The sequence below is a fragment of the Sporomusaceae bacterium ACPt genome (assembly GCA_041428575.1).
GTDB lineage: Bacteria > Bacillota > Negativicutes > Sporomusales > Sporomusaceae > Sporomusa_D > Sporomusa_D carbonis.
The window spans coordinates 2,554,567-2,580,173 of the sequence record CP155570.1 but is presented as its reverse complement, the minus strand read 5'-3'; the positions used below and the strand labels follow the sequence as shown (position 1 = coordinate 2,580,173).

The following is a 25,607-nucleotide window of genomic DNA, read 5'->3' as shown; positions in this document are numbered from 1 at the left end:
TGATGATATGGCATATTTCAATCAGATTGCACACAGTATTTCTCCCAAAAGTATCAGCAGAGTCAAATCTATCACCATCAGGCTGTGCGTCACTGACTGCACCGGCACAGTGTACTTTACAGACTTATTGCTTCAGGGCGGTTCGGTTTCCACTGGATGGATCGGGCATGTATGCGAAATTCAGTGGACATTAGACGGGTAGGTGAAATGGATGCAGTTTTCAAGATTTACAGAAACCATACAACTAAAAAGCAATAAACATGTGGTGGGCGTTACTGTGATACTCAAGATTTCCGACTGTACCGGAATAATCTATTTCACCGACCTGCAGCTTCAGGATGGAGATCAGTTGACGGGCTATACCGTCCACACGAGCAAAATGTTAACGAAAATGCAGGAAAACGGGCAGCCAGTTCCGCCCCGGCATTATAACGGTGTGGTGCGAACAGCGGAGACTGTAATTTTATTCAACCTGGGTAAAACTTCTGCTGGTCTTGACTGCTATATCTATCCTATACAGTATATGGCCGCAGGAAGTATTGAAATATCCCAAGGTATGGGCGCGCATAAGGTAAGGTTTCTTGACTCGGTTAACGCAGGCGATGAGCTGACACTCAAGGCTTCCACCCGCCAATGCCTAAAAAACGGAAGTCAGACTCCTAAGGATGGGTTTTATCAATATTCTGCGGCATGGGACAGCAAACATACAGTGAAACTGGAAGAGAGAAAATCGGCGCGGGTGCTCTTTGAATTTCAGGAGATGCAGGAAGGCGGTGACCGGTTGTGAGGGATTTCATAAAAGGCAAACGTTGCATGGTGTGGAGTTTTATGGGTAATGCCCGAATGTATGAAGCACTTAGAGACTACGGCGACCGCTTTGATACGGTAGGCATTTTTACTTTTGAGGTTGACGCAACAGGTACAATCACTGAAACCGGTACCAGCATCAGCAGCATGCTTCCGTATATTCAGAAATGGCCGCACATTAAGTGGCTGCTCACTATTATGAATCATGGAATAGCCAATATTTTTACTGCACTTCGCAACAACGAAAACGGTGCAAAGGATAAGTTTCTCACTGAAATCATCCGAATAATGAACAAGTATCCATGGTGCGCTGGGGTAGATATTGACCTTGAGCGCGGTGGAGGTTATGAAAACAAGGATGCGGCGAATGCTTTATTTAGGGATATATATAATACAGTTAAGTCTTATGATGCAACAAAGCTTGTCAACATCTGCCTGCCTGGCATGACCGGCGTTCAAGGCTCGGTGGGCGGTGAAAACTGGTGTGTTTATGCCGATCTTAACGACTATTGCGATACCGCCGCCATCATGAGCTATGGCATGGCGTGGGCGGGCTCTGCTCCCGGCCCAGTATCTCCTCGTGACTGGCTTGAGGGCATATATGATTATGCTGTTTCCGTTATGTCACCCGACAAGATATTCATGGGATTGCCTGCTTATGGTTGGAACTGGAGGATTCATGATACACCTGAAAACCTTGGAATAACCTATCGAGGAGTGTCTAATACCTACTATGCGGCAAAATACTGGATGACTGGGGTTTACAATTTCACAGGCGATGCACCGCCCCAGCCGTTTATTCCAATTGTGGCTTACTGGGATGACTATAACAAAGTACCTTGGGCTCTTCCTCATGTATATGACTATATGGAAGGGTGGGATGCTATATCCTGGGAATATCCGCTGCTAAAAGGGGTTTATAACAGGCGAAGATATTTGACAAGCTATGGCAAGGAGCAGAAAGCGGAGTTCGGAACCATTTATATTGACAGGAACGGAGTTCCAGATGAATATGAAGGAAATGTCATTATTACTGATGAGATGGCCTCACTTGGAGATGACCAGGCGTCAGCAGAGTACCGTTTTGAGATAACAGAAGCGGGATATTACGATATTGCAGTACAGCTTTGCTTTCCTTACTGGGACAAAAATGCGATTATCGTTTCCCTTGATGGTGACTCAAAGACTTTCAGCGAGAACCGTTTATGGTGGCCATACTGGAGAAGAGTTTGCTGGTTGACACTTGCAAAAGGTGTATTTCTTCAAGAGGGAACGCATGCTGTCAGCATAAGTGGTGGTGTGCCGGGAGTACAGTTTTACGGTTTTAGGGTTTGCAGTGGATTTTCGGAGTATCCCTTTGCCGGTGAAGCCAGCTTTATGCTCTCTCCTCGTCGGTTCAAGGATGTAAATGGTGTGATGGTTGAGCCGGATCGAGGTTTTAAACTGACATTTGAAATGTTGCGAAGAAAACCCGACTCGGCGCTTATTTGGTATGAGGATTTTCGGGACAGGAACATCCTGCCTGAAAATTACTGGACTGTGTTAGATGGCGAATGGGATGTTTGGCAAGACCCAGACAGCACAGAAAGTCGCCCATATTCCCAGCTCGAGGGATATGGCAAACTTGCATGGAAATACGACGGGTTTTCCGATATTCATATCCGGGCAAGGCTGGCTTTCCCTCAAAATAGCAGTGGACGGGCTGGGGTGTTCCTTGGGGATATTTTCTGCTGCTTAAATTATGACACGCAAAGAGTCGAGCTTTATCAAGGTAATTCCTTGCTTGGCAGCTACTCCGCTAGTTTCTCAAAAACTGCAGATGCCGATCTTCGTGCTAATCCGAATATGTATACTATAGAAATGCGAAAACGCGGCAATAAGGTAAGAGTATATTCAGGTGCAGCTTCAACCCTGCGCTTCACAGTGAATGTAACCGGTGGTAGTGGTTATGTAGGTTACTGCTCGGACAACCGGACGGTATGCGAGCTGCTGCGACTGGGCGATGCATGGGTATATGAACCATACGAGCGTTTTGATGTGGAACTTCCGGATGGAAATATAACCAGCTTTGGCAGGCTTGCTCGCACTGGTGTCACGTGGGATGATGAATTTCAAGTGTTTTCAGTAAATAGCGATGTGGAGGAATCGGTAACTCGCAGTGAGGACATTTCGATGGACTATGATTTTTTTCACTCGCAACTTTTGGCGCTTTCTTGCGGTAATGACTATAAAGTAAAGATTATACCGAAAGATATCAATATCTGGATATCCCGTCTCTTCCTCGGAGATACAGATGGTTTTTCTATTCTGTATTATCAGGATGTGGACAGCCTTGTTTACTGGGCAAACGAAGCGGCTTATCGATGGAAACTGCGAGGTATAGCCATCTGGTCTCTTGGGCAGGAGGATATGCGGTTGTGGGAGGCGCTTCCGAAGCAGATATAGATTAGAAGTTTTAATTATTCAGCGCTTTGCTTTAAGGCAGGGCGCTTTTTTATATGCAAAACTCAAGTTGAACGGAGGTTTAAGACAATGAAAACAGTATGGAACTGGGTGCAGGCGGTTTTTACTGCTATTGGCGGATTTCTTGGATGGTTTCTTGGAGGGCTGGATGGATTTTTATATGCACTCATTGCTTTTGTAGCCATTGACTATGTGACCGGAGTGATGTGTGCCGTTGTAGACAGAAAGCTTTCGAGTGAAGTCGGGGCCAAGGGCATCTTTAAGAAAGTGCTTATTTTTGTACTTGTAGGTGTAGGACACATCATCGACAGCCAGGTGCTCGGTAATGGCGGGGCAATCCGGACAGCAGTGATTTTCTTTTACCTGAGTAACGAGGGAGTTTCAATTCTTGAGAATGCAGCACATATAGGACTGCCCATTCCTGAAAAGCTGAAAAACGCATTGGAACAACTGCATGGTCGCTCAAATGAGGAGGATGAAAAGAAATGAAGCTTTTTACTAAATACATGACGCGAAACGATTGTTATACAGCAGGCCGCAAAATCACGCCTAAAGGAATCATGGTACATTCGACGGCTGTGCCGGGTGTAATGGCGGCTGAGTGGTTTTCCCGTTGGAACAAATCTTACAAAGCCGGTGAAATAAACAGGCAGGTATGTGTACATGCTTTTGTAGACGATAAAGAGGTTTGGCAATACCTGCCTTGGGATCATCGCGGGTGGCATGCGGGAGGAGCAGCCAACAATACCCATATTGGCTTTGAAATCTGTGAACCCGCCGGGTTTTCGTATAAATCCGGGTCGGTAATGGTGGGTTATGATGCAGCAAAGCAGGAAGATTATTTCCGTAAAGCGTGGCAGAATGCTGTTGAACTCTGCGTTATGCTCTGCAAGAAGTACGGTCTTAATGAGAATGACATCATCTGCCACTCCGAAGGATATAAGCTCGGTATTGCCAGCAACCATGCTGATGTGATGCACTGGTTTCCCAAGCATGGGGAGAATATGGACACTTTCCGTAAAGCAGTAAAAAAAGCGCTGGAGAACAGTACAGATAACAATACTGATATTGGAATTGGAGATATGGTGGAGTTTAAGGTCAGTGTAAAGAATTACTACCCCGGCAGTGTGGAAGTTCCAACGTGGGTCAAAAATGACTATTACCACAGGGTCACACAGACTTTATACAAAGGCAAGCCGGTCATAAAAGGCGGCAAAGAGTGTGTTTTACTTGGCAAAAAGGTTAAGAAATCCGGCGGTTTAGAGGTTGCAGGTATAAACACTTGGGTAGCAAAAGAAAACCTTGTAATAGTAAACAGTATTACAGATAACAAGAGCAATAGAACCTATACAGTGCAAAAAGGCGACACCTTATGGAGAATAGCAGAAAAAGAACTTGGCAGAGGAACAAGATATCCGGAGATCAAGAAACTGAATAGCCTGACTACGGATACTATTTACCCCGGACAAGTTCTGAAATTGCCTAAATAACGATTAAGGACAGCCAATCGCGGCTGTCCTAAGTTTTTATAGGAGGTGTTTGAATGATAGAGGCGGCTAATCATTTCACATATAACCCGCAGGAAACGAACTATACAAAGATAACACAGGAGGAAATTCAAAGAGAGGTTGATTACTGGCGGGCATATAAAATCCTGCAAAAGATGCTTAAAGCGGGACTGATTTCAGAGGAAGAATTCGACAAAATCGACAAGTTAAATCTTAAAACTTTCTCGCCGATGTACGCACAGCTTATGGCCTAATTAGCTTGCTATTAGCGGCACACAGAGGTAACATGTCACATGCCCAAAGCCTAGCGGTAAAATGTCAATATGGAAAAACTGAAAAATTGGAAAAAAGATAACGAGAAATTAGAAGTTAGCCTAAAAAAGGGTATACCAAATAAACCTCACCTTAACTACCAAATTATGTAAGAAAGATGAGGTATTTTAAAGGCTGCCAATTAGAAGAAAAAACTAACCTCTCCTCTCAGGCGGTGTGTACAGTTGCTTGGTCTTTAGTAGCATAAAGACCAACCGTACCAGTTTTCGGGCAGTTAAGACGAGAGCACGTTTGTGATGATGCTTGAATGCTTGGGCATATTTTTCGGCGTAAAAAGCAGCATACTCACTGTCATATCGACGAACGAGGTTAGCTGCCTGTATTAGATAATACCTCAGATATTTATTGCCTGTACGAACTCGCTTGGTTTCCTCACTTTCAAACTCTCCCGATTGGTACTGAGACCAAACAAGTCCAGCATACTTAGCAAGAGAATTGTGGTGAGAAAAGCGAGCGATATCGCTAATTTCGGCGATAATACCGGCGGCAAAGACCGGCCCAATCCCTTTCACAGATGATAAGGTTTCGGGAATGGACTTCATGATTTTTTCAATCTCTTTATCCAGTTTGGCAATTTCTTTTTCCATAGTCTGAATAACACTGAGCATAACGGATAATGAGAGATTAACAGGATCAGCCATAGCTTTATCAAGACGATAAGACGAGCGGGCAAGTTTTTGCAAGAAAGAAGCCAATTGCTCCGGATCGTCAAAGCGATTCTTCCCTTTTTCCTTCAAAAAGTCTACTAACTCTGTAATGGACATAGAGACAATCTGTTCAGGTTCAAGTTCTTGCAAAACAGCTAAACAAGTAGAGCCAAACATATTGGAAAAGGGATTATCTTGGCGAAGCCCACTAAATTTCAAAAAGACTTGATTGAGAAAGTAGGTTTTATCGCGGGCGATATTTTGCATAAGGTGAAAGCGGGTTCGGGTCAAACGCTGGAGAGCCTCAAATTGAATAGTAGAAGTCAACTCATGTGGAAGACGGCCAAACCGAAGTTGATCTGCAATCACCCAGGCATCAATGCGGTCGTTCTTAGGAAGAGTATCATAGCCTTTCTTAAAACGAGCCACTTTTCTAGCATTAAGGACAAAGACCTGAGCTTTGGAACCTTGGGTTTGATGGAGGTTAGCTTTAAGGAAATGAGCCAAATGCCAACCAAGATTCGAAGTGGCTTCCATGCCTACACGAATAAGTTCAGATTGAAGTTTTTGAGCCGATTGAAGAATACGTTCAAGTAGAGTTTGAGCGCCTATCAGGTTATTAGGAATGCTAAAAGATTCTAAAGCATCCCCACAATCATTCATGAACTGTACAGAATGAGAGCGGAGGCTAACGTCAATGCCTACCATAAGATTAGCCATAATCCACACCTCCCTTCGGATAAATAATCAAATACTTCTCAGACCTGGGTGCCCATGGGAACCATCTAAAGCAGCCTCGTCATCAGAACTCATGTACAGGAAACAGACAGTGTGGGTGCTACCCCCAGTTTCCAGACTGGTGCAACTAGCGGTTAGATACTCGATGATGGACCACGGGTAGCCGGCTTTCTACAGCAGTATCCAGTGTGGATCCGCAAGGAGGAGAAGAAATCTCCCGAAAAGTACCTGTCGATCCCATTGTCCCATGAGCAAGTCCAAGATTCAAGGTAGGTAATGAGTAAAAAAGGCAGTAAAAAACCAGCCAGCGACAGGGAGCATATACATACTCCGGCTGGCCGGTTTCAATCACTGTTGAATTGTAGCAACTCTGGAATTGGGCCTGTGCCCCGGGCGTATCAAATTGACGCCAAAGTAAGAATTGCTGACTTCAATCAGTGTTCTTATTCAGTTGAAGTTTATTAATCCATTCTGAAAAAGCGATCTTTAACCATAGAAGGAATTAACCACAACCTATAACCGCGCGCATTACAGGCTGAATGTGGATAATATTTCGGGGTAAAAAGAGCTTCTTCAGAATTGGGAACCGGTTCCCCGGAATATGTGTTTCCTTACTGGAAATTACGCTATCCGGTGGATCTAATTCTATTATACGAGGAGGATTAGAATGTATATCTGTAATGACCCTGTTTGTGATCCAGTTTGTGATTTTTGTTGGTTTTGTGAACATGATGAAAATGGTGTACCTAAGTGCTGCACAAAGGGAAAGATTAAGGAATTTGATGATGGTTTAGGATATTGCGATGAATTTAAATGTAGTATACATGAAAAACAGCCATGATGTGAATTTTGAAGTGATTTATCCTTACCAACAGTCTGAAACATATTTATCAGTGAAAACTGATTATAATTGATTGTTAAGATGAAAGGGATGATAAAGATTGGCTCAAATACAATCATTGATGCGGGCTGTAATAAATTTCTATAATTTTAACAACAGAAATGCTCCCATAGTAATCACGAGAGTAAAAGAACACGACAGTGAAAACATGTTCATGGCCAGATTAGAAAGAGCGATTTTTGATTCATGTGAAGAAGGCTGCAAGGCAACTCCATCAAGATATGCTATATGGGGAGAAGATATCCGTAGTATTAGTATTTCTGCAAAAGAAGCAATGAAAAATGGGAATATCGATAAAGCAGAAAAATTAATGAATCAAGTTATTAATAGCATGGGCGCTTTTATAGATGCTCAATTGATACTCAGCAATTTGCCTGGAAACATTAACTTTGTAAAAGACAAAGATATTATTAAATCCTATATTGCCAGCCTACAAGAAAACAACGAGGTGTCAGAATCTGAAAAGGACTATTTAATTGACAGCATGAAAGAGATAATGAATAGTATTGAGTAAAGCGACTGATTAATAAAAGAGCTATTCATCAAGCAGCCATAAGTCGGGAATTTAATTCCTTATTAGATAAAGTCAGTGCTATTTTAGGAGGTGAGCAAATGCTGAGTATTGAAGAGTATATTGCTCGTAGAAAAAAAGAGGATAGACTCAATGAATTTGATATTGAAGCACGTTCTCAAAATTTAAAAATTTGTGTGGATTACGTATTTGAGTACTTTAACAACTATTTGAATACTACTGAAGCCGAAGAAAAAACAGTGCTTCATAGTGAAAAATTAGACAAGTATCGTAAGCAACTTCAAGATTATGAGCCTGAAGTTAGAGAATGGGCGGTGGGTATTTACGATGAATATGGAAAACAGATCCACAGGTATATCGGTAATATACTGAGAGAGTATGAACTGTTTTTCCTATATAATACGGACAGCGAGTTTAGAAATATTTCATATGATTGCTATACTAAACTTATTAAAAAACTGCCATTTCTTAAAGATCAGACTGAAATGCTTTTCCTTTTTATCAAAGATTATCATCGGGTTCAAAGCCAAAAGCATTTTGAGTTTGGAGTGCCGACAATTACTGAAGAAATTAGTGATTGGATCAATCATACATGGACAAAGTATCAAGTTAATCTCCTTGCTTTTGCATATGATTGGATAAATAGTTTTTATGATAATGAGGAAATTTGGCCTTCGACACATAGAAAGAAAAGTCAATATACTTGGAGAAAGTATGACTACGACTATAAGCAAAAAAGTAATCTCTTTAATATTGATTCACTATACAGAAGAATGCCGAAAAAGCCTTTTATAAAAGGCAGAAAGCAGGAATTTGAAATTCTGTTTATGTATTATTGGCTTCATTATATGGAAGGTGATGACGAAGGATATTGGCAGCAATATTTAGAGACTGTTTTGCCAGTATTAAAAAGGGAGTAGCACAGGAGGTGTTCCAATTGCAGATACAAAAAGTAAGAATTGTTTCAAATAATATATGCTTCGGTCCAGAACCACTTCCTGATGACGAAGTGGAACAGCATTTGACCATTTCTGCTAATGGCGAAATATGGTTTACAGGATATAAATATGGAAATGGTTTTGGTCGGTTCGAGATTTCTAGAAAGCAACAGTTTAATATAGGGAAATCCGCAGTAAAGAAAATATTGGAGCTTTTCTCACAGTATATAGAAAGTGACCAATTGACTTGTGATGCTACTGATATTGGAACTTGGGAAATGGAAATTACAGATACGGACGGCAAATCTCTTAATTTTAAGGGAGCACTTTGTGGTGGAGTGACGGTTGGTGATACTGACTTGACATATTATTTGCGCGAACAAATTCCAATTCAAAATTTGTTTGCTTTTGAGGATAATTTAATGCAGCCAGATGAGGATAAAAATTGATTATAAAATAAGGAGGGTGGAGTGTTGTTTTTGTCTAAAACTAAGTTAAAAGATAGTGAACCGTGTCCTTGTGGTAGCAATATGAATTTTCAAGAATGTTGTAAGGGGAAAGAATCACGTAAAATAAACCCTTCTAAAAAGCCAGTAGAAGTTCAAATAATGGAGAAAATGAGGGCTTCTATGAAGAAGTGTTGTCTGCACCCAGAGCAAGAAAAATGCAAAGGCCCAATCAAAGAAGCGCATGCATTGCAGAATAACAAGATCATTTCTTTATTAGCTGGTTCAGAGCGCCATGTATATATGTTAAACCCCAAAAAGCAGCCTCTCCTTATCCCTTTAAATAATGGTGAAGTAGTTCCTATAGTGGAAATAAGTAGAGTAAGCGCTAATGATGCAACTACAGAAACTTGTTTCTGCGAGTATCATGATAATATAGCATTTGCTGTTATCGAAAAAGATGCCCCGGATTTTGATGAAACAAGTAAAGAAATGAAATTTGTTTATGCTTATAAAGCTTTTATTTTTGAATATTACAAACAGAGAATGGCATTAGATATATTTCAAAGTAACTTCAGAGACAATCCAATTGCATTTCAATCTCCTGAAATGATTGGTATGTACAGAATGTTACAGCTCAAGATGCAGGAATTTGAACCCGTAAAAAAACACTTTGATTCACAAATAATCGGAAAAACATTTGAAGGAATTGAAACATGTGTAATTAGGATTCCAGAACAAATAAAGTTTGCGGGATATGCGTATATTGCTCCTAAATATGATACAAATGGCAAAAAAATTAAACATACAAAGAAAGGGATTATGCATAGAATTGCAGTAACTATTTTTCCAGAAACGACACAGTCGTGGTTACTATTAAGTTGCCTTGAATCGGAGAAACATATTTATGAGGAATTATTTAATCAGCTTAAATCCTCTTCAATAGATAAACTTAAATTTTATTTAAATATGGTTTTACCACTATATTCTGAGAATATAGTACTTAGCCCTTCGTTGTGGAGAGCCTGGGATGAAGAAACACAGATGGCTTATACATATTATGCTAATCTTCATGGTCCTGAAGCAATGCGAATGGAGATGTGCATTGGATATGGACTAAAAAATGCTGCAAAAGACAAATCTGGAAAAGTATACGAGCAAGCAACCAAAATTAATTTGTTTTTATAATTTAGTGGGTATGCTCCTATATACCTCGGTTTTACTAAAAACAGCCAAAAATCCATTGATATGTTCCTGTAAACGTAAGGTTCAGATTAGATGTTTTTAAGGGATTCTTTTGAGGTTGTGTGGTGGTTGGATGTAGGTGTGAAAATGAAAAACGTTGTTTTTACAATCTACACGGTTATTTAAGCATCCGTAATTAGCGGATGCTTCTCTATTTTAATGAAGAAACAGCTCCGCTAAAAATGTTCATGAAATATTTTATTTAAAATTTATATATCACATTGACGTTTTTCGATTTGACGCATATAATATATCATATCGAAGTTTTTAGATTTGAGGTGATGTTATGGATTACTACTTGGATAACACGAAAGTGTTTAAAGCGTTGGGAGATCCCAAAAGAGCGATGATTGTAGATATGCTTTCCTGCGGGGAACTTTGTGCCTGCAATATTCTGGAGAAGTTTGAAATGTCCCAATCCACACTGTCTCATCACATGAAAATCCTGTGTGAATGTGGGATTGTTAAAGCGCGGGAAGAAGGTAAATGGACGTATTACTCTCTGGATGATGATACTATCAGCAAAACAAAACAGTTTTTCTGTGCTATCACTTCCAATAAGGAAAATTGTATTTGCAAAGATAACTCAATTTGTTGTAAGGGGTGTAATGAAAATGAGTAAATGTTGTTGTTCTTCCGAGAATTGTTGCCAGCCGCAGCCAAAAAAACCTATCAACATTGATTTTCTGTATCTGGACACGACCGTTTGCGGTAGATGCCAGGATACTGAAAAGGCACTGGATGAAGCAGTTTCCAGCGTAGCCGTGGTACTTAATGCGGCAGGTTATGAAGTCAAGGTAAACAAAGTAAATATTACAACGAAGGAGTTGGCAATTAAATATCAATTTATCAGTTCGCCGACCATCCGCGTGAATGGAAATGACATCGCAGTAGAGCTCAGAGAATCACTTTGCGAGGATTGTGGAACGCTTTGCGGAGATAATGTTGACTGCCGTGTATGGGTATATAATGGAGTCGAATACACGTCCCCTCCAAAGGAATTGATTGTGGACGCCATCCTGCGCGAGGTATATAACACCGGGCAACGTGAGCCTGAGCGCAAAGCCTATCAGCTTCCTGAAAATCTAAAGAAATATTTTATAGCCAAGGCATACAAGGATAAAGCTGAACGGTGTGAGAAAGGCGGTAATACGATATGAGCAGAGAAAAAACACAAGGAATCGGTTTCTTTGAAAAATACTTAACGGTTTGGGTGCTTCTTTGTATGGCAGTGGGTATCCTGATTGGAAAGTTTTTACCTGGAATCCCAGCGTTTTTAGGACGTTTTGAATATGCAAATGTTTCAATACCTATGGCGATTTTAATCTGGCTTATGATATATCCAATGATGCTAAAAGTAGATTTTCAAAGTATTAGAAATGTAGGCAAAAATCCTAAGGGGCTTTTCGTTACATGGATAACCAACTGGTTGATAAAGCCTTTTACCATGTTCGGCATTGCATGGCTGTTTTTCTTCGTAATTTTTAAACCTCTAATTCCGGCAGAATTGGCACAAGACTATCTTGCGGGAGCAATACTTCTTGGAGCGGCACCGTGTACAGCGATGGTATTTGTATGGAGTTATTTGACCAAAGGCAACGCGGCTTATACTGTCGTGCAAGTGGCAACAAATGATCTTATAATTCTCATAGCTTTCACGCCTATAGTTGCGTTTCTCCTAGGTGTGGGCGGTGTAACCATACCCTGGGACACTCTTATTTTGTCTGTAGTATTGTTTGTTGTTATCCCGCTGGCTGGTGGTATAATTACCCGTAATTACATTACAAAAAAGCGAGGACTAGATTACTTTGAAAAGAGTTTTATACCGAAGTTTGGGAATATCACTACCATAGGTCTATTGCTAACACTAATAATAATCTTTTCATTCCAGGGCGATGTAATTCTGAATAATCCACTGCATATTGCTTTAATTGCTATACCATTAATTATTCAGACTTTCCTAATCTTTTTCATTGCATATCTAGCAAGCAAGGCTATAAAACTACCTCATGAGATAGCAGCGCCTGCCGGTATGATTGGTGCCTCTAACTTTTTTGAACTGGCAGTTGCCGTCGCGATTTCATTATTTGGAACACAAAGTCCAGCTGCACTTGCTACCATTGTAGGGGTTCTAACAGAAGTACCTGTTATGTTGATGTTAGTAAAGATAGCGAATAATACAAGGCACTGGTTTCCTGCGGAAGGAGGGCTGAATAGTGAGCAGTAAAAACTATTTCGATAGTGTATCAGACCAATGGGATACGATACGCCAGACCTTTTTCTCTGATAGTATTCGGGAAAAATTGTGTGAAGCAGCTCAAGTAAAAGAAGGATCAACGGCTGTTGATATCGGCGCAGGTACCGGCTTTGTTACGCAAGAATTGCTTAACAGGAAGCTTCGTGTCATAGCGATAGACCAGTCCAAGGAAATGCTCAATGTATTGGAGCAAAAGTTCGGTTCAAGCGGTGCAATCACCTGTATTCAGGCAGACGCTTATACGCTACCTTTAGAGAGTGAAAGCGTTGATTATGTAATGGCAAATATGTTCTTGCATCACGTTGAAAAACCGGGGCAAGCGATTTTAGAGATGACACGTATATTAAAGCCCGGTGGTAAATTAGTAATTGCCGATTTAGACCGGCATGATTATGAGTTTTTACGGAAAGAGCAGTTTGATGTTTGGCTTGGTTTTGAGCGCTCAGATATTAAGAAATGGTTTGCTGAAGCAAACCTATCCAACATAAAAATTGAAGATTTAAATGAACAATGCTGCTGCGATTCCTGTGAATCCTGTAGTAGTGCAGCAATTAACATCTTTATTGCTTCAGCCGAAAAATCATCTATATAAAAGGAGTTGATCGTTATGAAAAAAATGAAAATATTCGAACCCGCTATGTGCTGCCCAACTGGACTCTGTGGTGTGGGAGTAGACCCTGAACTTTTGCGTATCTCTACAGTGCTTGACACGTTAAAAAAACATGGTGTAATTGTTGACCGCTTCAACCTTAACAGTGCACCTGCTGAATTTATAAAAGACAAGACCATCAACGCCTATATCAATGAAAAAGGAACAGAGGGATTACCAGCAGTAATGGTTGATGGCGAGATTGTCATTACAGGCCGATACCCTACCAATGAGGAATTTACAAAGCTGCTTGATCTTCCCGAGGATGTGTTGGGAATAAAGAGGAAGCCCATAACAGTAAAGGTTTCTATGAAAAAATCCGGCGGCTGTAATTGCAAGGGAGGTTGCTGTTAAAATGAATTTATTCGATCCACAAAACATCAAATTAACGAAATATCTTTTCTATACCGGCAAGGGTGGCGTTGGCAAAACCAGCATCGCCTGTGCCACCGCTGTTTCTCTTGCGGATAAAGGCAAGCGTGTGTTGCTCATCAGCACCGACCCGGCTTCCAATCTTCAAGACGTGTTCTCGATGGAACTGACCAACAAAGGTACGCCTATCCCCGGTGTGCCTAATCTATATGTGGCTAACCTCGACCCTATACAGGCCGCAGCTGAGTATCGGGAGAGCGTAATCGCGCCTTATCGAGGCAAGTTGCCCGCTTCTGTTATCGCAAATATGGAGGAGCAGCTTTCTGGCTCCTGCACAATAGAAATAGCAGCATTCAACGAGTTCTCTAATTTCATAACAGACGAAAAGGTTCAGCAGGAATACGATCATGTTATTTTTGATACTGCTCCTACTGGCCATACCCTACGAATGCTTCAGCTTCCTTCTGCTTGGAGCAGGTTCATAAGTGAAAGTACACACGGCGCATCCTGCCTCGGTCAACTATCAGGCTTAGAGAGCAAAAAATCGATTTACCAGCAAGCTGTGGAAACACTATCGGATGGCAGTCTGACTACATTAATACTTGTTACCCGACCGGAAATCGCACCATTTAAAGAAGCGGAACGTGCTTCCGATGAATTGTCTGCGTTAGGTGTTAACAATCAGATGCTGGTTATCAATGGATTATTGATGGAGCATACTGATGCTCTTTCTTCCAGCCTTTACGAAAAACAGCAAGCAGCTATATCTAATATGCCGGAAGCCTTAAAGGCGTTTCCAATCTATATGGTACCTTTACGCTCGTATAATGTCACTGGTTTGGAAAATGTGCGTGCTTTGCTTACCACCGACTATGTCCCTACTGAGCCGCGAAAGTTGAATACTGACCATATTCCTTCGCTCAGCGATGTGATAGATGAATTAGCAGCAGAAGGCAAGCGTGTAATATTTACGATGGGAAAAGGCGGTGTAGGCAAGACCACCGTTGCGGCTGCTGTTGCGTTAGGACTTGCAAAGCGAGGAAAGAAAGTCCACCTTACCACTACTGACCCGGCTGCACATTTAAAATTTGTGATAGACGAAACAAGCGGTATATCCATGAGCCATATTGATGAAGCTAAGGAGCTTAAAAAGTATCAGCAAGAGGTGCTCTCCAAGGCACGCGCATCCGGTATGAGTGACGAGGATATTGCCTATATCGAAGAAGATCTTCGCTCACCCTGCACACAGGAGATCGCTGTTTTCCGTGCATTTGCGGAATTAGTTGACATGGCAGACGATCAGGTGGTAGTTATAGACACTGCTCCTACAGGTCACACCCTGCTCCTGTTGGAGTCCACACAGAGTTATAATCACGAAATACAACGTACTAAGGGAGAAATACCTGAATCGGTGGCACGACTGTTACCACGACTGAAATCAGACGAAACCGAGGTCATTATTGTGACCCTACCGGAAGCGACTCCCGTTTATGAGGCTCTTCGTCTTGAAGATGATTTAAAGCGTGCGGGCATCGCCGCTAAGTGGTGGGTGGTCAATCAGTCACTTTATGGCACGGATACGACAAATCACATACTGAAGGCTAAGGCAGCTGGTGAAATAGAATGGCTCAACCGCATCAATGAACATGCAAATGGGAAGTTCGCACTGATTTCATGGAGTCCTGAGGATATCAAGGGTGAACGCTTATTGGCGCTGTAGGAGAGTAAAATGATAAAAGTCGCTTTTATTTGCGTTCATAATTCTTGTCGCAGTCAAATTGCAGAGGCACTGGGACGGCATCTTGCTAGTGATACTTTTGAAAGCTATTCGGCAGGAACTGAAACGAAGCCACAGATCAATCAGGATGCCGTTCGTCTAATGAAAGAGCTTTATGATATAGATATGGAGAAAAACCAATATCCAAAGTTGCTTGATGATATCCCGCCGGTAGATATTGTAATTACAATGGGATGCAATGTGGAATGCCCTTACCTTCCCTGCAAGCATAGAGAGGATTGGGGATTGGATGATCCTACTGGTAAGAGTGATGAAGAATTTAAAAAAGTTATTTCAATTATTGAAGCCCGAATAATTGAATTGAAGAAGAAACTGATATAAAATTAATTAACGCCAATCGCAAATTTAGTGGTTGGCGTTATTGTTAATTGACATGTTCCCGCAAACGGCGGTTTTTCGAAAATTGGCCCAAAACCTATTGACATGTTCCCACGTACAGATGGTTTCTCATTTACCCCACAGACATCCGTTTCATCAACTCAAGCCACGTTGAGTGTGTAGCCATGATAGAGCGGAAATAGCTTGAAATATAAGGTTTGGCGGGTTTTGGAATAAATTAACAAGTGTGTTTTATGTTCGCCTAGACGTATGGTTTAGGCGATTTTTTACCCCCGGGGGTAGAAATTTATGCGAGACGGAACTTTTTGGCGGAAGTAAGGGGGATTTTGCGGAAAGGTATTGAACAATATTAAACAATAAAAAAGCGGAATCTCCTGTCCAATTGAGTTATGGAGGCAGGGGATCTTTGGCTATTATTATATGATTATTTTTATGGAAAACCGTCACAGCGATACTTTTAATTGACAATCGTATCCGTGTGTTTGGATATCGCTTTTTTTATATGGAAAAGAAAGTTTATCTAGTTTTTCTGATAAGCACTTTTTTGCATATAATGGCTTTGACTCTTTATTCTTTGACTCTAAAAGTATTACTTGATCTTTCTTCCTCATGGGATGAATTATCATACCGTCGAACTCGCTAAGTTTTTTGCCATTTTTATACACCAGTATGCTGCCTGGTATGATTATACTTGTGTCATTGATAGTGTCTTGTATTAAGCAGTTATACATATATTCTACTTCATGACGCTCGTCGGCACTTCCTATTCCGTTGTTCAACAAAGATTTTATTTCACTAGAACGACTGTTTTTTCCTCGAGTGCATAGAACACATATTTTTTGATCAATGGTCGGTTTGATAACGATTTGATTTTCATTAAAGAAATAATGAAGAAAGAACTTACTTGCTAGCAAGAATCTTGTATCCAAATTAGAGGGCTCTGACACCTTGCGTAAATAACTAATGGTAGTTTTCAATATGCGAAAAGCAGCACGCGGCTTATTGGAGCACTTCTTTTTTATGGAAACAAGAAGCGTCCTTTCACCGGAATAGCGATCATAATATCCTACTCTGGAATTATTTACTCGCTCTAAAGCCAAGAGGAGATCTTTGGAAAGAGACTTGTCCTCAGCGCTGAAGGTTAATTTCAAAATCCCTTCTGATGAATAATCATGCGATTGTTTATGCCGTGTATTCAAAACACTGCCTTCACTTAACCAAATATCAGAATAATAATCTTTATCAATCCAGCTTTGTTGCTTGTTCAATATTGAAGCCATTTTTCGCGAAATACTATAATAACAAATAGCATTTGAGCTTTCATTGTATAAGGTATCATTGAGCATTTTCCTTATAGAGGTGAGCATTTGGTTGGCTGGTAACTGGTCGTTATATATAGAAATGAGCTCCTTAAGCAATAGCAAAATTGCCTTCTCGTTACATAAGTCAATAGTTAGTGGTGTATTGGCAATTTGCAAATCATATGCTATGTATGAAACGTTGCGTACTGAACGAAATAATTCGAACACATAGTGCAGTTTACTATTTTCAGGTAGGTCTTTTTCTCGTAAGTATGCATATAAAAGTTCTTGTGCCAGTATCACTGATTGCTTGTTTTGATCACAGTGTTCGAGAACAAGCAATGAGTTTATAAGATGTAGTCTTAGATAATTATACTCATTTAACAACTCCTCTGAAGTTATCTGAAATCTTTGGCTTGATGAGCTTTTAATTAATATATTTCGGAATTCTGGATTCTTTTCGGCCAGCATTATCACTGCCCGAGATGCCGTGAATGTATTAAAAAAATGACCAATGTTATACGCAATAGTTAAAATTTGTAACATATCGCCTATTGTTGGTTTGTCATCTTTGGTTTTGTATCGAAAGTTTTTGCGAAATTCATTTGGCTTAACTAGATTGTTGTAAGTCAATGCAAGTTGTGACTGTAGTGATTTCTTTATCATCTGATGAAGATACAACTGTAAAACCACGTAGTCATACCTTGATTTGGCCAGCTTTTTCTCAACTTTTATTAGACCAAGTTGCGAAATGTTTTTCAGGCGCTTAATTATACCAATTGAGGACAGTTCATCATATAGCTCAGATGCGTAGGCATATAAATCGACCCTGACCTTAAGGTTGTTTTTTCTGGGTTTTTGTTTTCTTAATAAATCATGTTCGATATAAGCCATAATTAATAACTCCTGCTTTACAAAATAATTGTTATCCCCACCTGATCATGGGGATAAACCAGTAGAGTCCGTATAATTGTGTAAAAAGGAATTAACAAAAGAAGAGCCAATTCAAAATCCTCAGTTAGAATGAAGCGGCAACAACATTCAACGAGAGGTGATTTTGAAATGGCTCAATACCAGATTAACATTGATTCGAAAATTTTGCATTAACTTTTTTTAAGCAATGCGAAAGATGCAGCAATGGCGTCTTTTTTGGAGGAGGTATTGAACCAGATTTTACAAGCACAAGCCACAGAACAATTGCGTGCTGAGCGCTACGAGCGTACAGACGAGCGGCAGGGTTATCGCAACGGAGTGTATCCCCATCGCCTTGCCACCCGTGTTGGCACGATCACCCTAAAAGTACCACGGTTTCGTGACGGTAAGTTCTCAACCGAGATGTTTGCCCGCTATCAACGTAGTGAGCAAGCATTAGTGCTGACTTTGATGGAAATGGTCGTAAACGGTGTGTCGACCCGTAAGGTGGCGCAAATCACAGAAGAACTTTGTGGCAGCGAGTTTTCCAAGTCGACCGTATCAGACCTTTGTAAGCGCCTAGATCCAATTGTGCACGCTTGGAATGAACGTCCATTAAAGGATCAAAAATACCCGTTTGTCATGGTAGATGCCATGGTCATTAAAGTCCGTGAAGAAGAACGTGTGCGTTCACGTGGCGTAATGATTGCCGTTGGCATAAATGCTGAGGGCTATCGGGAAGTCCTGGGGATTATGCTGGGCGACAGCGAGTCGGAAGCCAGTTGGAGTGAATTTTTCAGCTGGCTAAAGTGGCGGGGCTTGTGTGGCGTTGATCTGATTATATCGGACCATCACGGTGGGCTAATCCGTGCTATCCGCCAATACTTCCAAGGAGTCACCTGGCAGCGTTGCCAAACGCATTTTACACGCAACATCTTGGATGCGACGCCGAAGTCCTTGCAGCCGGAAATTCTTGCTCGGGTAAGAGCCATTTTGGCTGCGCCGGATAGAGAAACTGCAGTAATGCTTCTTAATGAAACGCTTGCCGCTTATGAAACAAAAGCGCCAAAGGCAATGGCTATACTAGAAGCCGGCTTTGACGATGCCATAGCCGTTTTAGCCTTGCCGGAAAAGTATCGTAAACGCTTGCGTACGACTAATGGGGTTGAACGTCTCAATGAAGAAGTTCGACGTCGCGAAAGAGTCATTCGGATTTTCCCGAACCGGGCTTCTGCTTTACGTTTGATTGGCGCTTTACTCATGGAAATCGATGACAAATGGGCAAGCGGCAAAAAGTACTTGGATATGACCGATTATTGGGATTGGCGTGAACGGCAAACTCATATCATGGACAGCAAAATTGTTAAAATATGTTAATTGCTTCAATTTTAACTGGGGATGATTTTACACATAAATTAGGACTTGATCGATAAACCAGTTAATTTTGTCATCAGTTAATTTGCGTGAATTTATACCAGTCCAAGATACTTCTCAAAGAAAGCCATAAGTTTTTCTATGACGCTCTGTTTTTTAGCTGCCCGACCGCCGCCGGAAAAACGTGAAACGGGCGGCAGGATTTTGTCAATGTCTGTGCCGGTAGTTTTCATTGTACCGTCGCGGAAAGAACCCGCCACAAACTTTCGTGTTTCTTCCGGTTTTAGCTTTTCAGCTTCAATAATTGCCGACAGATCTTTCTCTTTTTGTTCGGCAACAAAAATACGCCAATCATCATCTACTTGTGTGGACGTGTTGACTTGTTCGATAAATTTGGCGATAAGCTCTTTCTTGCTGCGGAGCTCAATGCTGGAGCTGACGGCTTTGTCAATAGCCACAAGAATACTCTTATCGGTGCAGTTGGATTCATGATATTTCGCTACAAGCATAAGAATATAATCAATATTTACTTCTATCTGCTTGATGAGCTCAATTTCAAACACGATGTCGTCGTTTATGTTTTCTTTATCAGCATTCTTTCCCTTTGTGAAATCCTGGTAAAGATCGATATATATGCTTTGATAATCCTGAAAATTACGCTCGGACAGAATTTCATTGCCTGCAAAATCATCGAATGCCGTAAGAATATTTTTAAGCCGCAAAATCGCACCGAAAAGCCGGATAAAATCCTTCTGTGCATCTTCGCCTATAATCGCCTTGCCTAAGGGGTATTGTGACTGAAGAGTCGCAATCAGTTCCGCATACCCCGGCTTATGCTTACCGTCCTCATCGTAGCCATTATAGTAGTCATTATAAGTTTTTAAGAGGACGATGCCGCCTGCTTCTTTATCACCAAAGAGAGCGATGGCTTCATCGGTCGCCTGCTTCAGATCGCGGAAGCAGATGATGTTGCCGAAGGTCTTAACGGAGTTCAGTATACGGTTGGTCCTGGAAAATGCCTGTAAAAGTCCATGCTGCTTAAGGTTCTTATCTACCCAAAGTGTGTTTAATGTGGTGGCATCAAAGCCGGTCAGGAACATGTTGACCACAATAAGCAAATCGACCTCACGGTTTTTCATACGGAGAGAGAGGTCTTTATAATAGTTCTGAAATTTCTCCGCCGACGTGTCGAAATTGACGTTAAATGTCTGGTTGTAATCGGCAATGGCAGCCTCAAGGAAGTCGCGGGAGGTTTTATCCAGCTTGTCTGTTTCAAAGCCTTCGTCCGGCAGTGCGTCCTCGGGGTCATCTTCGTTGGTGCTGAAACTGAAAATTGTCGCAACAGTAAGGTTTCGCTTGCGTTCTGCTAGCTGCCGTTTAAACTCGGTGTAATACTTCATCGCCATAGGGATGGACGCCACGGCAAAAATTGAGTTAAAGCCGGCAACACGTTGGCCTTTGAGGGAGTAGAAGCTGTTGCGCTTGGTTTTTTGGTCAAAGTGGTCAAGGATATAACTTGTTACCTCACGGATGCGCTCCGGCGCAGACATGGCCTTTTCAATATCGATGGCACGAACCTTTGAATCGTTTATATTATCCTTTTCCTTAACTGTATTAACGTAGTCGATGCGGAACGGCAATACGTTGCCGTCATTAATGGCATCAATGATTGTGTAGGTATGGAGTTTGTCGCCGAATGCCTGCGGGGTTGTGCGCAGAAGCGGATCACCGCCGCTGCCGGCATTTACGGCAAAAATCGGCGTGCCTGTAAAGCCGAAAATGTGATAGTTCTTAAACGCTTTAACGATTTTTCGGTGCATCTTGCCGAATTGCGAACGGTGGCACTCATCGAAAATCAAAACTATATGCTGCTTGTATACGTCATGTGTTTTATTTTTGGAAATGAAAACGTCCAGCTTTTGAATGGTCGTGATTATAATTTTGGCATTGGGGTCTTCAAGCTGTTTTTGCAGAATTTTGGTGGAGGTGTTGCTGTTCGCCGCGCCTTTTTCGAAGCGGTCATACTCTTTCATTGTCTGGTAGTCCAGGTCTTTGCGGTCGACGACAAACAGAACCTTGTCAATGTAGGGAAGTGAGGCGGCAAGCTGTGCCGTTTTAAAGCTGGTCAGTGTTTTGCCTGAACCTGTGGTGTGCCAGATGTATCCGCCTGCTTCTACCGTTCCGGTTTTTTTGTAATTGGTTGAAATCTCTATGCGGTTCAATATCCTCTCAGTCGCCGCAATTTGATAAGGCCGCATTACCAAAAGCATTTCCTCCGACGTAAACACGCAGTAGCGGGTCAGGATATTTAACAGGGTGTGCTTGGCAAAAAAGGTCTTTGTAAAGTCCATGAGGTCGGCAATCACCCGGTTGTTGGCGTCAGCCCAGTAGCTTGTGAATTCAAAGCTGTGGCTGGTCTTTTTGTTTTTGCTGCTGCCGCCCGATTCCTTGATGTGCTGATTGCGGGTGGTATTTGAGTAATACTTGGTATGCGTTCCATTGGAGATGACGAATATTTGAACATATTCGTACAGACCCGACGCGGCCCTTGAGTTCAATATGCACAAGCGGCAAGCCGTTTACCAGCACAGTCACATCATAGCGTGTTTCGCGAGTGCCGCCTGCCTCTTCGTATTGGTTAAGCACCTGCAGGCGGTTGTTATGAATATTCTTTTTATCAATGAGATAGATGTTTTTGGTGCTGCCATCGTCACATTTGAGAATCTGCACATGGTCTTCCTGGATCTTGCGGGTTTTTTCCACGATACCCTCGTTCGCCCCGGCAATATTCTGGGTGAAAAACCTGTCCCATTCATTGTCGGAAAATGTATAGTGATTGAGTAATTCAAGCTGGCGACGCAGGTTAGCGATCAAAGCCGCTTCACTTGTGACGTTAATATATTCATATCCCTGAGAGCAAAGCTGACGGATAAAATCCTTTTCCAGGGCCGCTTCGCTTTGATAGTCTGTGGCGCGATATGGCTCAGGGTTATATTCGGCAACAACGGTGGCTTCGTTGGAAGCGGCCACGATATTATAGGTAATCATGACGCCACCTCCTTAAAGGTCAAAAGTTTATCACGGTAGTACTCATACTGCTTGCGCCGCGCCGCAATTTCGGCGGGCAAGCCTTGAGTAATGTCGTTGACAAGCGCATCAAAGCGGTCAAGGATGGCGACAATGCGCTCTTGTTCGGCAAGCGGGGGGACGGGGATAGGATATTGTGTTATTATGCCTACATTAAGATCATTACGAGCACCTTGTCCAAGTGCTTTCATTTGTTCATATTGGCTACTAACCCAATAGAAAACATATCGATACAATGCTAAAGATTCATTTATTTCTAAGTTACAACAGTGCTGATTAGTTGTAAGAGGAATCTTATTGATTGCACATCTAGCAGCAGTCGCTCCTGATATAGCAATAATTACACAGTTGGCGGGAATCCATTTTGCCGATGAATTCTTAAGACCAAGTTCCGTGATTGTATTCTCCGTTTCTGTTATATCCGCGAAATTTACTTCTTGTGTACGTAACCAAGGTATACTTCCACCATAATAATCGCTATGCGATTTCAGTGGTGTTCCGCCAGAAGAAACTCTTTTGCAAACTTCCCCCAGCCTCATCCACCTGACATAAGGATTATTGTCAAAAATTAACAGCTTATCTCTATAATACTCATATTGCTTTTTTCTCGCCTCCAGCTCTGCCTCCAGCTCTGCCTCCAGCTCTGCCTGTAGCGCAGTAAATTTATCAAGGATTCGGACAATCTCCTGTTGGACGGGGAGAGGGGGAATGGGAACTGCAACCTTATCTAAAATGGATTTAGTTAAGCTTGGTACACCACCGGCAGAATTCAAGTCTTCTAAATGCTGCGCTGCGAGATAATAGTACATAAATTTCGGAAACATCAACTCTTCTTTTATTTCTGTATAGAAAATTGTGTCAACAGTCCAAAAGGGTTTATCCAGAAAAAATAGGTTTCCAAGTGACCCTTTACGTGGTATCAAGACAGATTGCTTGTTGTAGATGTAGGTATCCACATAACGTATTACTCCGCCTGAACCATAAACAGGGATATTACCATCTCCTAATCCTTTATGGTCTTTCCCGTTGGAAATTTTACAAACATCAGAAAGTGTTGTATACTCCACCCCATTCGGGCAAAACTCAGCAATCAAATCATCCAATCTGCTCATATGCTCGCCCCCTCAATCTCCTTAATTATGGCGGCAATTTCTTTCCTCAGGATATTTTCGCGGGCAACAATCGCTTCAATTTCCGCATTTAGTTTAACAATATCCACAACCTCCCGCTTGTTTTCCTGTTCCACATAGGTCGAAACGCTAAGGTTGTAATCCTGGGCGGCGATGTCGCTGTTATCCACCAGACGGGCAAAATACTTTTCGTTGGTGCGTGATTCATACGCGGCAATAATTTTGGCGATGTTCTCATCGGTCAGCTTGTTGCTGTTTGTAACCTTAACAAATTCGCGGGAAGCGTCAATAAATAAGGTGCGGTTCTCCCTTTTAGACTTTTTCAGCACCATAATACAGGTTGCGATGCTGGTTCCATAGAACAGGTTGTCCGGCAACTGAATCACACAGTCCACAAAGTTATTATCAATAAGATACTTTCTTATCTTCTGCTCTGCACCGCCGCGATACAGTACACCGGGGAAGCAGACAATGGCTGCTGTGCCGCTGGTTGCTAGCCAGGCAAGGCTGTGCATAATGAACGCAAGGTCGGCTTTCGATTTGGGCGCAAGCACGCCGGCCGGTGAAAAACGCGGGTCGTTGATTAAGAGCGGATTGCTGTCGCCCGCCCATTTAATCGAGTAGGGCGGATTTGAGACAATAGCTTCAAAGGGCTCGTCATCCCAATGGAGGGGGTCGGTCAGCGTATCGCCGTGGCCGATGCTAAACTTGTCGTAGTCAATGTCGTGCAGGAACATATTGATACGGCAGAGGTTGTAGGTAGTAATATTGATTTCCTGCCCAAAAAACCCCTGCCGCACGTTCTCCTTGCCCAGGATCTTAGCGAACTTGAGCAGCAAAGAGCCGGAGCCGCAGGCAGGGTCATACACCTTATTAACTTCGGTTTTTCCCACTAATGTAAGGCGGGTTAAGAGCTCCGACACCTCTTGCGGGGTGTAATATTCGCCGCCGCTTTTGCCGGCATTGGACGCATACATGCCCATCAGAAATTCATAAGCATCGCCGAAAGCGTCAATTGTATTGTCCTTATAATCGCCAAGCTTCATTTCCCCCACACCGTTCATCAGCTTGACAAGCCGCTCGTTGCGCTTGGCAACAGTACCGCCCAGTTTGTTGCTGTTTACATCAATATCGTCAAATAAGCCTTTGAAGTTTTCCTCACTGCTTGTACCTTGCGCTGATGCTTCGATGTTTTTGAATATCTTTTCCAGCGTTTCGTTCAGGTTTTCGTCATTTGCGGCGCGCCGGCGCACATTCTCAAAAAGCTCGCTGGGCAGTATGAAAAAGCCCTTGGTGGCAACAATTTCTTCACGGGCTTGTTCTGCTTCTTGGTCGGATAGTTTTGCATAATCAAAGTCTGGATCTCCTGCTTCCCATTCGCCGGCGTTGATGTAGTTTGTGAGATTCTCAGATATATAGCGGTAGAACAGCATACCTAGGACATATTGCTTAAAGTCCCAGCCATCCACACTCCCGCGCAGATCGTTGGCAATATTCCAAATAGTGCGGTGCAGTTCGGCACGTTCTTGTTCTTTTCTGTTATCAGCCATAATTGTATCTCCTTTGAAGTTAAATTTGTCTTTAAATCCTCTGTCGAGTTTGAATATTATTCATTTAGTTATTATTTGTATCGGCCGCTCCGCCGGAACGAATCCATTCATCCACTTCAGAAATCTTAAACTTCCAAAGCCGCCCGATCTTATGTGCTGGCATATTACGCTTGTTGATCCATTGCAGTACGGTTTCACGGCTTACACCAAGATAATCGGTTATAGTATCCATTGACGACCATTTTTCAATTTTGTTTTCATTATCCATATTTTAGGCCCT

At 42.0% G+C, this 25,607-nt stretch carries 25 protein-coding genes and 1 pseudogene; 19 read left to right on the top strand and 7 right to left on the bottom strand.

Features of this window, described 5'->3' with window-relative positions; translation table 11 throughout:
• The first annotated feature begins 7 nt into the window (after positions 1 to 7).
• From SCACP_RS13395 to SCACP_RS13370, 6 genes are all read left to right on the top strand, one after another.
• The gene (locus SCACP_RS13395; protein ID WP_003520677.1) at positions 8 to 202 is read left to right on the top strand and encodes a hypothetical protein; all 195 of its coding nucleotides are present in this window, start codon (positions 8 to 10) and stop codon (positions 200 to 202) included.
• A gap of 9 nt (positions 203 to 211) precedes the next feature.
• Positions 212 to 787, top strand: a complete 576-nt coding sequence (locus SCACP_RS13390) for a hypothetical protein (protein WP_013297327.1) — start codon at positions 212 to 214, stop codon at positions 785 to 787.
• A complete protein-coding gene (locus tag SCACP_RS13385) occupies positions 784 to 3,252 on the top strand; it encodes a glycosyl hydrolase family 18 protein (RefSeq protein ID WP_425058022.1) in 2,469 nt (822 codons plus the stop codon). Before SCACP_RS13390 ends, SCACP_RS13385 begins: the two co-directional genes overlap by 4 nt.
• A gap of 87 nt (positions 3,253 to 3,339) precedes the next feature.
• Complete coding sequence (locus SCACP_RS13380; RefSeq protein ID WP_059031386.1) at positions 3,340 to 3,759, top strand: phage holin family protein; 420 nt, start codon at positions 3,340 to 3,342, stop codon at positions 3,757 to 3,759.
• A complete protein-coding gene (locus tag SCACP_RS13375) occupies positions 3,756 to 4,760 on the top strand; it encodes an N-acetylmuramoyl-L-alanine amidase (RefSeq protein WP_425058021.1) in 1,005 nt (334 codons plus the stop codon). The genes SCACP_RS13380 and SCACP_RS13375 overlap by 4 nt, the downstream gene beginning before the upstream one ends.
• A gap of 53 nt (positions 4,761 to 4,813) precedes the next feature.
• Entirely contained in the window at positions 4,814 to 5,032 is a 219-nt protein-coding gene (locus SCACP_RS13370) for an SHOCT domain-containing protein (RefSeq protein ID WP_281742757.1), read from the top strand.
• A 213-nt stretch (positions 5,033 to 5,245) separates the two neighbouring features.
• Here SCACP_RS13370 and SCACP_RS13365 read toward each other — a convergent pair whose 3' ends face one another.
• On the bottom strand, positions 5,246 to 6,478 hold the full coding sequence (locus SCACP_RS13365) for an IS110 family transposase (RefSeq protein WP_425057924.1): 1,233 nt from the start codon (positions 6,476 to 6,478) through the stop codon (positions 5,246 to 5,248).
• A gap of 685 nt (positions 6,479 to 7,163) precedes the next feature.
• On the opposite strand from SCACP_RS13365, the gene SCACP_RS13360 reads away from it, so the two are divergent.
• From SCACP_RS13360 to SCACP_RS13305, 12 genes are all read left to right on the top strand, one after another.
• A complete protein-coding gene (locus tag SCACP_RS13360; protein ID WP_424910527.1) occupies positions 7,164 to 7,337 on the top strand; it encodes a hypothetical protein in 174 nt (57 codons plus the stop codon).
• 214 nt (positions 7,338 to 7,551) lie between these two features.
• Entirely contained in the window at positions 7,552 to 7,911 is a 360-nt protein-coding gene (locus SCACP_RS13355; protein WP_425058020.1) for a hypothetical protein, read from the top strand.
• 98 nt (positions 7,912 to 8,009) lie between these two features.
• Positions 8,010 to 8,849, top strand: a complete 840-nt coding sequence (locus SCACP_RS13350) for a hypothetical protein (RefSeq protein WP_425058019.1) — start codon at positions 8,010 to 8,012, stop codon at positions 8,847 to 8,849.
• A gap of 17 nt (positions 8,850 to 8,866) precedes the next feature.
• Positions 8,867 to 9,316: a hypothetical protein gene (locus SCACP_RS13345; protein WP_425058018.1), complete on the top strand. Its 450-nt coding sequence runs from the start codon at positions 8,867 to 8,869 to the stop codon at positions 9,314 to 9,316.
• A gap of 24 nt (positions 9,317 to 9,340) precedes the next feature.
• Positions 9,341 to 10,501 carry an SEC-C domain-containing protein gene (locus tag SCACP_RS13340; RefSeq protein WP_425058017.1) on the top strand — a complete coding sequence of 387 codons (1,161 nt, stop codon included), beginning with the start codon at positions 9,341 to 9,343 and terminating at the stop codon, positions 10,499 to 10,501.
• A gap of 343 nt (positions 10,502 to 10,844) precedes the next feature.
• Positions 10,845 to 11,180 carry an ArsR/SmtB family transcription factor gene (locus tag SCACP_RS13335; RefSeq protein ID WP_028845449.1) on the top strand — a complete coding sequence of 112 codons (336 nt, stop codon included), beginning with the start codon at positions 10,845 to 10,847 and terminating at the stop codon, positions 11,178 to 11,180.
• On the top strand, positions 11,173 to 11,718 hold the full coding sequence (locus SCACP_RS13330; RefSeq protein ID WP_028845448.1) for a DUF2703 domain-containing protein: 546 nt from the start codon (positions 11,173 to 11,175) through the stop codon (positions 11,716 to 11,718). The genes SCACP_RS13335 and SCACP_RS13330 overlap by 8 nt, the downstream gene beginning before the upstream one ends.
• Positions 11,715 to 12,785: an ACR3 family arsenite efflux transporter gene (gene arsB / locus SCACP_RS13325; protein ID WP_028845447.1), complete on the top strand. Its 1,071-nt coding sequence runs from the start codon at positions 11,715 to 11,717 to the stop codon at positions 12,783 to 12,785. Before SCACP_RS13330 ends, arsB begins: the two co-directional genes overlap by 4 nt.
• The gene (locus SCACP_RS13320) at positions 12,775 to 13,407 is read left to right on the top strand and encodes a class I SAM-dependent methyltransferase (protein ID WP_028845446.1); all 633 of its coding nucleotides are present in this window, start codon (positions 12,775 to 12,777) and stop codon (positions 13,405 to 13,407) included. Before arsB ends, SCACP_RS13320 begins: the two co-directional genes overlap by 11 nt.
• 15 nt (positions 13,408 to 13,422) lie before the next feature.
• Positions 13,423 to 13,818 (top strand): arsenite efflux transporter metallochaperone ArsD, encoded by a 396-nt coding sequence (arsD, locus tag SCACP_RS13315; RefSeq protein WP_103202047.1) that lies wholly within the window; start codon positions 13,423 to 13,425, stop codon positions 13,816 to 13,818.
• Between the two features lies 1 nt (position 13,819).
• Positions 13,820 to 15,556: an arsenical pump-driving ATPase gene (gene arsA, locus SCACP_RS13310; RefSeq protein WP_425058016.1), complete on the top strand. Its 1,737-nt coding sequence runs from the start codon at positions 13,820 to 13,822 to the stop codon at positions 15,554 to 15,556.
• A 9-nt stretch (positions 15,557 to 15,565) separates the two neighbouring features.
• Positions 15,566 to 15,955 carry an arsenate reductase ArsC gene (locus SCACP_RS13305; protein ID WP_425058015.1) on the top strand — a complete coding sequence of 130 codons (390 nt, stop codon included), beginning with the start codon at positions 15,566 to 15,568 and terminating at the stop codon, positions 15,953 to 15,955.
• 461 nt (positions 15,956 to 16,416) lie between these two features.
• On the opposite strand, the gene SCACP_RS13300 is transcribed toward SCACP_RS13305, so the two are convergent.
• A complete protein-coding gene (locus SCACP_RS13300; RefSeq protein WP_425058014.1) occupies positions 16,417 to 18,168 on the bottom strand; it encodes a hypothetical protein in 1,752 nt (583 codons plus the stop codon).
• Between the two features lie 168 nt (positions 18,169 to 18,336).
• Here SCACP_RS13300 and SCACP_RS13295 point away from each other — a divergent pair.
• Positions 18,337 to 19,563 (top strand): annotated as a pseudogene (locus SCACP_RS13295) (IS256 family transposase).
• 92 nt (positions 19,564 to 19,655) lie between these two features.
• On the opposite strand, the gene SCACP_RS13290 reads toward SCACP_RS13295, so the two are convergent.
• The 5 genes from SCACP_RS13290 to SCACP_RS13270 form a co-directional block, all read right to left on the bottom strand.
• A complete protein-coding gene (locus SCACP_RS13290; protein WP_425061407.1) occupies positions 19,656 to 22,067 on the bottom strand; it encodes a type I restriction endonuclease subunit R in 2,412 nt (803 codons plus the stop codon).
• Complete coding sequence (locus SCACP_RS13285) at positions 21,961 to 22,608, bottom strand: type I restriction endonuclease (protein WP_425058013.1); 648 nt, start codon at positions 22,606 to 22,608, stop codon at positions 21,961 to 21,963. Before SCACP_RS13285 ends, SCACP_RS13290 begins: the two co-directional genes overlap by 107 nt.
• A complete protein-coding gene (locus SCACP_RS13280) occupies positions 22,605 to 23,759 on the bottom strand; it encodes a restriction endonuclease subunit S (protein ID WP_425058012.1) in 1,155 nt (384 codons plus the stop codon). The genes SCACP_RS13285 and SCACP_RS13280 overlap by 4 nt, the downstream gene beginning before the upstream one ends.
• Positions 23,756 to 25,327, bottom strand: coding sequence for a type I restriction-modification system subunit M (locus SCACP_RS13275; protein WP_425058011.1), 1,572 nt, complete (start codon positions 25,325 to 25,327; stop codon positions 23,756 to 23,758). Before SCACP_RS13275 ends, SCACP_RS13280 begins: the two co-directional genes overlap by 4 nt.
• A 64-nt stretch (positions 25,328 to 25,391) precedes the next feature.
• Positions 25,392 to 25,595, bottom strand: a complete 204-nt coding sequence (locus SCACP_RS13270; protein ID WP_425058010.1) for a helix-turn-helix domain-containing protein — start codon at positions 25,593 to 25,595, stop codon at positions 25,392 to 25,394.
• Positions 25,596 to 25,607: the final 12 nt, after the last annotated feature.